Genomic DNA, 2,705 nt, shown 5'->3' on the forward strand with positions numbered 1-2,705 from the left:
CACGAACGTCGAGGCCTCCATGTCCTCGCCCTCGTCCCTGCTGCACTGGACCCGCCGCATGATCGAGATCCGCAAGCAGAACCAGGCCTTCGGCCTCGGCTCCTACACGGAACTCCAGTCCTCCAACCCCGCGGTCATCGCCTTCCTGCGCGAAGCCCCCTCGACCGAGGGCAAAGAGGACGACCTCGTCCTGTGCGTGCACAACTTCTCCCGCTTCGCCCAGCCCACCGAACTGGACCTGCGGGCCTTCAACGGCCGCCACCCCGTCGAACTCATCGGCGGGGTGCGATTCCCGGCCATCGGAGAGCTGCCGTACTTGCTCACCCTCGCGGGCCACGGCTTCTACTGGTTCCGGCTGCGACGCGCGGTCACCCCCGGCACCGCCAGGCGATCCTGACCGCACGTGATGCACGTGGTCGTGTGCCCATCGAAGATCGCTTGCCTCTGAAAGGACGTGTCGCCATGCCGAAGACCGCGTTGCACCGTCCGGGCGGCCATGCCCCCGCCGCACTGCTCACCTCGCTCGCCGAACTGCTGCGGCAATGGCTGCCACGGCAGCGCTGGTTCGCGGGCAAGGGCCATCCCGTCACCGGTCTGAGCGTGGTGTCGTCGACCGAGCTGTACCCGGGCTGCCTGCATCTCCTGATACGCACCGAACACCTCGGCGGCTCCGACGACGGAGGTCCTGGCACTCCCCCGCCCGACGACTGCTACCAGCTCCTGCTCGGCGCACGCGAGGTCCTGCCACCCCGGCTCGCCCCCGCCTTCATAGGCCGTCCGAGCGCGGGCCCCCTGGCCGACCTCAGCGTGTACGACGCCTTCCACGATCCCGACGCGGCGGGTCTGCTCCTGGAGCGGCTGCGCACGCCCGGGGCCGCGGGACCGCTGCTCTTCGAGCGGGATCCCCAGGTGACGGTCCCCCCCGGTCTCGCCCCCCGGCTCCTCGACACCGAGCAGTCGAACTCCTCCCTCGTGTACGGGAACTCCTTCATCCTGAAGGTCTTCCGCCGCGTCCAGCCGGGCATCAACCCCGACCTGGAGGTGCCCTGGGCGCTGGCCCGGCAGGGCTGCTCGCGCGTACCCGCCCCCGCGGCGTGGTTCGGCACCTCACAGCCGCGGGAGGCGACACTCGGGGTGCTCCAGCCGTTCCTGCGCGACGCCTCCGACGGCTGGACCCTGGCACTCCAATCGCTCACCTCGGGCGGGGAGTTCACCGAGGAGGCATTCGAACTCGGCCGGGCCACCGCCGAGATACATGTGGCGCTGGCGGCGGCGTTCCCCGTACGAGCGCCCAGTCCGTTGCAGCACCGGCAACTCGCGGCCGCGATGAGTGAACGGCTCGACACCACGGCCCGCTCCGTGCCCGAACTCCGGCCCTACGCGGCCGGGCTGCGGTCGGCCTTCGACGCGCTCGCGTTGCTGGACGCGGCGATTCGGCCGGCGCAACGGATTCACGGCGACCTCCACCTGGGGCAGGTGCTGCGGGCCGGGCGGCAGTGGTCCGTCATCGACTTCGAGGGCGAGCCGGCCCGTCCGCTCACCGAGCGCCGACGCCTCCAGTCCCCCGTACGCGATGTCGCGGGCATGCTGCGCTCCTTCGACTACGCCGCGCGCTCCCGCCGACCGTGGCGCCCCCACTGGGCGCAGCGCTGCCGGGAGGCCTTCTGCGCGGGGTACGCCGCCGCGGCCGCGTGGGACCCGCGCGAGGAGCCCGAACTGCTGCGCGCGTACGAGACCGACAGGGCCGTGTACGAGGTGCTGTACGAGGCGAGACACCGGCCCGACTGGCTGCCTGTCCCGATGGCGGCGGTCGGTCGCCTCGCCGAAGGCGCGGGGGAACGGCGTGGCGAACACCCCACCGAACACCTCACCGAACACCGTGTCGAACGTCCTGCTGAACGCCTTTGACGACGACCCGGAGCCCAGGATCCATCCGCCCCACCGCTTTCCCCGAGGAGGCTGAAGCCGTGGCAGTTCACACCACCGCCGTTGGCACCAGGCCGGTAGCCGCGCTGGACGCGACGGACCGCGCGCGCCTGTTGTCGGGCGCCCACCACGATCCGCACGCGCTGCTCGGCGCGCACCCGGTGCCGGGCGGCGTCGTGTTCCGCGTGCTCCGACCGTACGCCGAGGCCGTCGCGGTGGTGGTGGACGGACGGCGCACGGAGCTACGGGGGGTCGGTGACGGCCTCTTCTCGGGCGTCCTGCCGCTCGACTCGATCCCCGAGTACGTGCTGTCGGTGATGTACGCGGGCCACGCGTACGAGGTGCACGACCCGTATCGCTTCCTGCCCGCGCTGGGCGAGGTCGATCTCCATCTGATCGGCGAGGGACGCCACGAGGAGCTGTGGCGGGCGCTCGGGGCTCATCCCCTGACCCACCAGGGCGTGACCGGCACCCGCTTCACGGTCTGGGCACCCAACGCCCAGGGGGTCAGGGTCTGCGGGGACTTCTGCCACTGGGACGGCACCGCCTACCCCATGCGGTCGCTCGGTTCCTCGGGCGTCTGGGAGCTGTTCCTGCCCGGCATCGGCGAGGGAACGCCGTACAAGTTCGACATCACCCGGCCCGACGGTACGCACACGATGCGCGCCGACCCGATGGCCCGCCGCACCGAGGTGCCTCCGGCGACCGCCTCGATCGTCACGCGGTCGCACCATGTGTGGACGGACGAGGAGTGGATGGCGGGGCGGGGCGCCCGTCCC

At 71.7% G+C, this 2,705-nt stretch carries 3 protein-coding genes; all 3 read left to right on the forward strand.

From position 1 onward, the window contains the following. A partial coding sequence (locus tag AQJ27_RS51250; RefSeq protein ID WP_208948626.1) for an alpha-glucosidase C-terminal domain-containing protein occupies nt 1–397 on the forward strand: 397 nt, incomplete at its 5' end. A gap of 65 nt (nt 398–462) precedes the next feature. Then, nucleotides 463–1,908, forward strand: coding sequence for a maltokinase N-terminal cap-like domain-containing protein (locus tag AQJ27_RS51255; protein ID WP_067385967.1), 1,446 nt, complete (start codon nt 463–465; stop codon nt 1,906–1,908). 59 nt (nt 1,909–1,967) lie between these two features. Beyond that, on the forward strand, nt 1,968–2,705 hold a 738-nt coding region (locus AQJ27_RS51260), incomplete at its 3' end, for a GlgB N-terminal domain-containing protein (protein WP_425275299.1).

The organism is Streptomyces olivochromogenes, from assembly GCF_001514115.1.
Taxonomy (GTDB): domain Bacteria; phylum Actinomycetota; class Actinomycetes; order Streptomycetales; family Streptomycetaceae; genus Streptomyces; species Streptomyces olivochromogenes.

Bases quoted from the DNA above. Each gene is read 5' to 3' on its own strand.
- AQJ27_RS51255 (WP_067385967.1), top strand. From the start codon at position 463: ATGCCGAAGACCGCGTTGCACCGTCCGGGCGGCCATGCCCCCGCCGCA.